The sequence below is a fragment of the Frisingicoccus sp. genome (genome assembly GCA_016298055.1).
GTDB lineage: Bacteria > Bacillota > Clostridia > Lachnospirales > Lachnospiraceae > Frisingicoccus.
In genome coordinates this window covers 20,703-28,939 of sequence record JAEDDO010000010.1, presented here as the reverse complement: position 1 = coordinate 28,939, position 8,237 = coordinate 20,703, and the positions used below count along the sequence as shown (strand labels likewise).

Below are 8,237 nucleotides of genomic sequence, written 5' to 3'. Positions count from 1 at the left end.
TTCCTCATCTGGGACATGGATTGGGAATTCTCAGAGGAACGGAAGGCGAATGTGGGGGACAGGTTCATTGACTCTATGAGTCAATGAACCTGTCCCTCATCCATACTTCCGGAGCGGAAACCTTCAAGATCCAGGGTGATGTATAGAAATCCAAGATCTTTCATGGCTTTTATAATTGTTTCACGGTGTTCTATGAAGCGTGTAAAGTCTTTTGTATCGACTTCGATGCGAAGAATCGGATTGTGGAAACGCAGTCTTACATTATAAAATCCAAGGTCTCGAATCAAAGTTTCTCCTCTGTTGATACGGTCGAGAAGTGGATAGTCGAAAGGCGTATCGTAGGGAAGACGGGTAGCCATGCAAGGTGTGGATGGCTTGGAAGCTGTGGAAAGTCCTGCTTCCGATGCCAGACGGCGGATCTGGGCTTTTGTCAGTTCACAGTCGATAAGCGGACTGTGGACGCCGGCTTCACGTACAGCCTGAAGACCCGGACGATAGACCTTTGTATCATCCAGATTTGAACCTTCACAAAAATAGTGGTACCCGGCGTTTTCTCCTGCCTGAAGTAAAGATTTGAAAAGCAGAGATTTACACAGGTAGCATCGATTTTTTGGATTCATCAGGATACGTTGATCGGAAAATTCGTCGACTTCGATGATCTGATGCCGAGCACCAAGGTTTTCTGCAAGTTTTTGAGCCTCGGCGGTGTCATTATGCGGATGAAGGCGGGTAGCAAAGGTAATAGCCAATACAGGTTTGTCTGAATGAGCCTCCTGGACGGCCCGGCAGGCTGCAGCCAGTAAAACGCTGCTGTCCACGCCGCCGGAAAAAGCCAGACAGATACCTTCCTGTGCATGAGGTATCAGCAGGTCTACAAGTTGTTTCATTTATTTTCTCCTTCAGGTGATGTCTTTTTGTATTCAATTGCTTTGCGTTCAGACAGGTCCTTTGTGTGAAGAATAGATGGATCATAGGCAATTGCTTTGATCATAGCATATACTTCAGGGAAGCTGAGCTGATGTTTTTTTGCAATGGATGCCACATCATCATTTTCCGGATAAGCATAAATACGTCCTTTCCATGTGGCGTATTTGACTTTGGCTTTACCCCAAGGTGTGTCGATGGAGCGGATTTCACGTGGAAGAATCGTGCGCTCTACAGGATATTTCCGGAGACCGATGGTTGTTGTGTGCGTGAAAATAATATCTTCCATTTTTTCGATAAGCGACTCACGGCAAAGGACGGTCAGCATCGTTGCCGGACGATTTTTCTTCATGTAAATCGGCATGGTGTATACATCCTGTGCACCGGCTTCAAATAACTGGTCAAAGGCAAATGCAATCGTTTCTGCACTGCAGTCATCCAGATTTGTTTCTATTTTCCATATAGGTTCCAGATCAACTTCACGTTTGGAAAAACCGATATCTTTATCTTTTGCTTTAAAAGCTGTTGGCAGTGCTTCTTTTTTTACAGTGATTTCAAAGACGGGATGTCTTTCTTTTTCTTCTGGTTTTTGAGATGGTTTTTCGTCCAGATCTTCGATGAGCATAGCACGGAGAAGACTGGCCTTTTCATATTCGCGTTTGCCGGCACCGATACCGGTTTTAAGAACACGGAAGTGTTCCGGCAGATGTTCCTTTGTGCGCAGGGCAGCGGCAATGGCAGCACCGGTCGGTGTAACAAATTCCCCATGTATGTTCATAATATGTATCGGAAGATTATAAGCGGATATAATGTTTGAGACAGCAGGTACAGGAATCGGAAGAATTCCATGCTGGCAGCGGACCGTACCCTGACCTTCATAAAGTTCAGAGATAATGACATCTTTAATATTCAGTTCATCCATGCAGACAGCTACGGCAACGATATCAATAATCGAATCAATGGCACCGACTTCATGAAAATGGACTTCGTTTATCGGCTTATTATGAGCCTTAGACTCAGCTTCTGCAATAACCTGAAAAATCTTTAAAGCTGTGATTTTGGCGCGTCGGCTAATCTGACTGCTGTTTATAATGGATTGGATGCTTTCGAGATTTCGATGTTCATGATGATGGTGGTGATGACCATGTTTGTGTTCATGATCATGATGATGATGTTCGTGTTCATGATCATGATGGTGTTCGTGATGTGGCGTTCCATGCAGATATTCCATATCGTGATCATGATTTTCATGTTCGGCGTCTAAAATAACATTAAAGTCACAGGCATCGATTCCAGCCTTGTTGACCCGGGATATTTCTACGTTATATCCTTTCAGATCTAAACTGTCCAGAGCGGATTTTAAAACAGATGGATCGACACCGAGATCAATCAGAGAAGCGACGGTCATATCACCGCTTATTCCCGAATAACATTCCAGATATAAAACTTTGTTACACATAATAATTACCCCTTTAGTTTTGAATTTCATGGGATAAATATATCACAAAAATGTATTTTGGGCAACTTAACAGCCACTCCCGGTGGCTGCCAGAAACAGGAAATTGACAGAAGAATGAATGCTGGATTACAATAGTTTTATATAGGAAAAGTGGCAGAAAAAGGAAGGTGGGATGGTTAATGTCTCCTATAAAATCATTGGAATTTATTACGAATTTTATACAGGGAAAACGAGAAAAGATACCGCAGAAGCTGTATGAACCTCAAAAACCAAAGATGCCGGAAATAAGGAACAATCCTCAGCCTTTAGAACGGTCTCTTCCTGAGGCGGAAGGTGTTCCTTCCGGATGGCTGGAGAAATTTTTCAAAGACATGTCGGAGCCGGAGATAGCATCCCATTGTATTATGATCGCAAGACATGGAAAAGTGATTGCATCTGCCGGATTTAAGCCTTACAGAGAGGACATATGGCATATTTCCCATTCACTTTGTAAAAGCATTACGAGTCTTGCGGCAGGCATTGCCATTCATGAGGGATATTTTTCAATAGAGGATTCACTTCATGATATTTTTCCGGAAGAAAATCGATGGCCCGACGCTTTTAAGAAAAATGATATTACTGTGCGGGAGCTTCTTACGATGAGCACCGGCGTTACATTTAATGAATTGGGAACGGTGACGGAGGAGGATTGGATCCAGGGGTTTATGAACTCTTTTGAAGTCTTTGATCCGGGAAAAGGTTTTGCATATAACAGCACAAATACGTATATGCTTTCTGCGATTATTCAGGAGCAGACGGGGATGAAGCTGTTGGATTATTTAAATGAAAAACTGTTCCATCCTATGGGCATTTATGATCTTTATTGGGAAGAAAGTCCGCAGGGAGCCAATAAAGGCGGATGGGGATTAAATCTGTGGATTGAAGATATGGTTAAGCTGGGAATTTTATGTTTAAATGAGGGGTGCTGGAAAGGACAGCAGCTTGTGCCTCGGGAATGGTTTGAAGAGGCAGTAAGAAAACAGATAGACACACCGGAAGAGATGAACCGATACGGCTACGGGTATCAGTTCTGGATGTGCAAGCGTCCCGGTTCTTATCAGTTTAATGGTATGTTCGGGCAGAATGTGGTGATCCTTCCGGATCTGGATATGGTCATTGCCACTACAGGAGGAAGCCGGACCATGTTTCCTGAGAGTCGGACGATGGATATTATTATGAAATACTTTGGGGGCGATGATTGTCCGATCAGCAATTATCCTCTTCTTCCGGATGAAAATGCTCACAAGCAATTAAAACATTTTCTCGAACAGCTGTCTTTTATGAACTTTGGTCCGAGACAGCAAAGAATTTTTCAGAAAAAAGGACGTTTTAAAGGACGATGGGTCGTAATGAGAAATCGAATACCTGACTATAAGCGGATCGAGGGGGATATTCCGGGAAGAATGGAAAGCCTTCTGAATAAAATCTATGAAATGGAAGAAAATACAGCCAGCGTGATACCTTTAATGTTACAAATGATGCACAATAATTACAGTACAGGGATGAAGGCGTTTCGCTTTGTTATTCGTGAAGCTGTGCTGTGGCTGGAAACTCGTGAAGGTACATGTGTACACAGAATCCGGATTGGATTTGATGGACCTTTATACAGTGAGATCGAGTTAAACGGTGAATATTATAAAGTGGGAAGCCGAGCTGTGTTCCGGGAGGATGAAGATGGAAGAGATTTGTTGTATGTCATGCTTTCTTATGTGGAAACGACCAGTACAGAAATTATAAAATTTTGCTTTAGGGAAGAGAAACTTCTTGTAAAATTTGAAGAGCGTCCTGAGATTGAAGATGTTATATCCGGGTTGGATGTGCTCATACCGGTGCGAGGCCTCAGAGCTCTGGCCCCGGTAAAACGTGTATCGGATCTTAAATTTGCCCGCAGAGAAATGGGACGGATCACGCGCCAAAAAGTGTGGGCAGAAGTGAAATTACAGGTGAATTCAGGGGAAGAGCAGCTATAGTGCCGGGAAGGCCCATTTTTGAACGTAAATGGTGAAAATACCTTGACAAATGGGGCGGAAACGTTTATAAATAGATTTGACTATGTTTAAGATGTTGGAATTTTAAGGAGGAGTATTATAATGAACAAAACAGAATTAATCGCAGCTATGGCGGAACAGGCAGAATTATCCAAAAAAGATGCAGAAAAAGCTTTAAAAGCTTTTGTAGATATTGTTGGCGAAGAATTAAAGAAAGGTGAAAAAGTTCAGTTAGTTGGCTTTGGAACATTCGAAGTAAGCGAAAGACCTGAGAGAACAGGAAGAAATCCTCAGACTGGTGAGGTTATGCAGATTGCAGCTTCCACAACTCCTAAATTTAAAGCAGGAAAAGCTTTAAAAGATCTTGTAAACGAAAAATAATCCTATGCGGTTAGACAAGTTTTTAAAGGTGTCCCGATTAATCAAGAGGCGTACAGTTGCCAACGAGGCATGCGACGCAGGCAGAGTCTTGATTAACGGCAAAGTGGCGAAAGCAGGAACGGCAGTTAAAACCGGAGATGTTATTGAGATTGGCTTTGGAACCCGCAACGTAAAGGTTGAAGTACTGGATGTTGCGGAGACAGTGCGTAAAGAGGAAGCCAAAGAACTGTTCCGGTATTTATAAGGTTTTTTCCTGTGAAGCGGCAAGGAATGATCAGAGGGATCTGTAGAACGGTTAGCGGAATATTATAATAAACCTTTCCATATATTTAGATGAGCTCATTTGTAGGGCAGCTCATTTAAATATAAGGGGAGGTTTTTTTATGGAGGAGAGACTGGGGGGAAATAACCACAGACTGATCGTCTCTAACCGAAACACTATTCAGATGACAGGTGTTGTTGATGTGATTTCTTTTGATACAAATGAGATTGTTGTGGATACAGAGGAAGGACTCCTCATGATCCGGGGTGAGGATCTTCATGTTAATCATTTAACTCTGGAAAAGGGAGAGGTTCATATTGATGGTCATGCAGACAGCCTTATTTATTCGAACAGCCAGAAATTTCAAAAAAGTTCCCCAAAAGGATTTGGGCGTCTTTTTAAATGACATATGAGTGCAGAAGTTCAAAATCAGTTCTATTTTTTCTTTTTTTCTGCCTTCTGGGGTGTCGGGATGTGTTTCATCTATGATGGATTAAGAATCTGGCGCCGTCTGATTCACCACTCACTGAGACAGATGAATATACAGGATATTGTCTATTGGATCTGCATGACTGTGGTTTTATTTTACCTCTTATTCACCTATAACCGGGGCGAAATCCGAAGTTATACGATTGCCGGTATGATTGTCGGGTGTGTTTTTTATCAGAAAACAATCAGTCCGGTATGGGTCGAACTGGCCTATCGGCTGCTTCGGCCTGTGATACATCTGTTTTTCGTACTTTTTTCGATAATAAAAAAAATCAGGCGGAAAATATGCGGATAAGCATTGAAATATTTTACAGAAACAGGTAAAATAAAAAACATAAATGTCAGTTTAGCATTTTTTATCAGGATTTAAGGTGAAGATATATGGCGCAAAAAGTAAGAAAACAGAGAAGGAAACGGCATAATCGCAGCGGCATGGCAGTTATTGCCTGTGTTGTCTGCATTTTTTGCATTGTTCTTATATATAATAGTGTACAGCTGAAGAACAAATTAACTGAAGCACAGGCATCTGTGAATCAGCTTCAGGTTCAGATTGATGAGCAGACCGAATTGAAGACGGCTTTGGAAGAAAAACAAAATTATATGAATTCAGAAGAATATTATAAAGAACTGGCTCGGGAGAAGCTTGGCCTGGCAGGTTCGAATGATATCGTCTTTAAGAAGAATCGAGAATAGATGCGAAGTATTGTCGAAGAATTGTAAGCAATAAGCATGTCCCAGAAACATAGGATGTTATTGTCCGAGGGCAGACACTTGTGGGAGGGATAGATGAATGAGAAGAATCCATATTCGGCAGTGGATGGTTATTTTGCTGTGCGGGTTTGCGCAGCAGCCGATAGCCGGTATGATGAATCCTCTGGGAATCGCCTGGTTTGGTGCCGCTTATATGTGGCCGGAGCATCGCAGTATGCTTCCGGTGGTGAGTCTGATCGGTATGGCGGCCGGAATTCCGGAGAGAATGCTGCTTAAATATTTGGGAATACTCATCGGCATAATGCTTATAACTTATATACTGGAATGGAAGAAGGCTTGGGTCAGCCAGCAGGAGATGCTACTGATGTTAAGTCTTTTAATTTTATCTGCGGGCGTGGGCTACGGTCTGGCCGGCGGGATTTCAACGGAAAATTTTGTCCGGCAGATGCGGATATCCACATTGGAAGCTGTCATAGGAGCTGCAGCATTTCTTTTGTTTTACGCAGTCATGAATGTGTTTTTAAAAAATATGCCCAGACAGCTTCCGGATGATGACAGAGAAGATGAAGCGCGTTTTATTCGCTGCCGGCTTGACGATATGTCCACATCTTTTCGAAAACTGTCACATATAATGAAACAGGATATGCCGGAAAAGGAAAAACTGTCTGATGAAGAGATGGCGCAGGCCTTTTCGGAAGTGACAGAGCGTATGTGTGCACAATGCGGACGGCGCGAACATTGCTGGGAAAAAGAGTATTATGATACATCCCACGCTGCTTATAATCTTTTATGTGCATTTTCAGAGCAGGGGCAGGTGGGACGAAGGGAGGTGCCGTCAGGTTTTCGGCGCCGTTGTATAAATATTGATGCTTTTTTGAAGGAAACAAACCGGGTCATGCAGATGGCCAGCATGAATTTGAGATGGCAGAATCGTCTGAATGAAAATAGACTGGCATTTGCCGGACAGATGGGTGAGATTGCCGAGATTATTGAGGATCTCTCCACGGAACTGTGCGAGCGAAAGGAAGCTTCTCAAAAACTTTCAGAATTAATTATACATGAATTGGAAAAAAACAGAGTTCGTATAAAAAGAGTCACTGTAACGGATGAGGGAAGTCAGGGACGACGGCAAAAGATCTATATGCTTGTCAAGATGAGAAAGGGTCCGGGACTTACGGCAAAAGCGCTGGCAGAGATCGTCAGCAGGGCAGCGGGACAGAGATTTGTTCCTGAAAAGGACAGCCCGGGATTTATAGGGAAAAAGTATGTGACCTTTGAACTGGTGGAAGATACACGGTATCGCCTGATCCAGGGGGTTGCCAGAAGGGCCAGGGACGGCGAACCGGTCTGTGGTGACAGCTATGCGTTTATTTATCTGGATTCGGGACAGGTTCTTATGTCTTTGTCGGATGGCATGGGAAGCGGCGAAAAGGCAAAAGAAGAAAGTGAGATGATGATCAATCTTCTGGAGCAAATGGTAGATACAGGATTTGCAAGGCGTTCCGCTCTCAGAATGATCAATTCGATGATGATGATGCATGGAGACAGACAGCTGTTTTCATCGATGGATCTGAGTGTGATCGATCTCTATACGGGTATTTGCGAATTTATAAAAATCGGCGCATCGTCAACATTTATAAAAAGGGGAAATAAAGTGGAGTGTGTGACTTCCGGGTCACTGCCGATGGGCGTTTTCCCGGAGATGGATTGTGAAGGTGTCAGCCGGAATCTGTTTGATTCCGATGTGATCGTGATGGTAACAGATGGTGTCGTTAACCGTTTCAGGCATGGCAGTGAGACGATTTGTGATCTTCTCTCAGATATGGAAATAACAAATCCAAATGCCATGGCGGCTGAAATTTTAAATGAGGCACTGGACATGCCGGGAGAAGTGCAGCCGGATGATATGACGGTGCTTGTGTGCAGTGTTTGTAAGAAAGTTGTATCTGTGTTATGATGACAGATGTTGATTATAGAAAAGGAG

9 protein-coding genes are annotated in these 8,237 nt (G+C 43.1%); 7 read left to right on the top strand and 2 right to left on the bottom strand.

Annotation, left to right across the window (positions count from 1 at the left end; genetic code table 11):
• Nucleotides 1-80 precede the first annotated feature (80 nt).
• On the bottom strand, nucleotides 81-887 hold the full coding sequence (gene larE, locus QZZ35_RS01990) for an ATP-dependent sacrificial sulfur transferase LarE (protein ID WP_291235923.1): 807 nt from the start codon (nucleotides 885-887) through the stop codon (nucleotides 81-83).
• Nucleotides 884-2,383, bottom strand: a complete 1,500-nt coding sequence (gene larC / locus QZZ35_RS01985) for a nickel pincer cofactor biosynthesis protein LarC (RefSeq protein WP_291235922.1) — start codon at nucleotides 2,381-2,383, stop codon at nucleotides 884-886. Before larC ends, larE begins: the two co-directional genes overlap by 4 nt.
• A gap of 179 nt (nucleotides 2,384-2,562) precedes the next feature.
• Here larC and QZZ35_RS01980 point away from each other — a divergent pair, with 179 nt between their 5' ends.
• The 7 genes from QZZ35_RS01980 (at nucleotide 2,563) to QZZ35_RS01955 (ending at nucleotide 8,210) form a co-directional block, all read left to right on the top strand.
• Nucleotides 2,563-4,392: a serine hydrolase domain-containing protein gene (locus tag QZZ35_RS01980; protein ID WP_291235921.1), complete on the top strand. Its 1,830-nt coding sequence runs from the start codon at nucleotides 2,563-2,565 to the stop codon at nucleotides 4,390-4,392.
• A 120-nt stretch (nucleotides 4,393-4,512) separates the two neighbouring features.
• Complete coding sequence (locus QZZ35_RS01975) at nucleotides 4,513-4,791, top strand: HU family DNA-binding protein (RefSeq protein ID WP_291235105.1); 279 nt, start codon at nucleotides 4,513-4,515, stop codon at nucleotides 4,789-4,791.
• A gap of 4 nt (nucleotides 4,792-4,795) precedes the next feature.
• On the top strand, nucleotides 4,796-5,035 hold the full coding sequence (locus QZZ35_RS01970; protein WP_291235920.1) for an RNA-binding S4 domain-containing protein: 240 nt from the start codon (nucleotides 4,796-4,798) through the stop codon (nucleotides 5,033-5,035).
• A gap of 139 nt (nucleotides 5,036-5,174) precedes the next feature.
• Nucleotides 5,175-5,459, top strand: coding sequence for a sporulation protein YabP (yabP, locus tag QZZ35_RS01965; RefSeq protein ID WP_291235919.1), 285 nt, complete (start codon nucleotides 5,175-5,177; stop codon nucleotides 5,457-5,459).
• Nucleotides 5,460-5,462: 3 nt separating this feature from the next.
• Nucleotides 5,463-5,837 carry a spore cortex biosynthesis protein YabQ gene (gene yabQ / locus QZZ35_RS11680; RefSeq protein WP_442899869.1) on the top strand — a complete coding sequence of 125 codons (375 nt, stop codon included), beginning with the start codon at nucleotides 5,463-5,465 and terminating at the stop codon, nucleotides 5,835-5,837.
• 86 nt (nucleotides 5,838-5,923) lie between these two features.
• Nucleotides 5,924-6,235 carry an FtsB family cell division protein gene (locus QZZ35_RS01960; protein WP_291235918.1) on the top strand — a complete coding sequence of 104 codons (312 nt, stop codon included), beginning with the start codon at nucleotides 5,924-5,926 and terminating at the stop codon, nucleotides 6,233-6,235.
• A 97-nt stretch (nucleotides 6,236-6,332) separates the two neighbouring features.
• Nucleotides 6,333-8,210 (top strand): SpoIIE family protein phosphatase, encoded by a 1,878-nt coding sequence (locus tag QZZ35_RS01955; RefSeq protein WP_291235917.1) that lies wholly within the window; start codon nucleotides 6,333-6,335, stop codon nucleotides 8,208-8,210.
• Nucleotides 8,211-8,237: the final 27 nt, after the last annotated feature.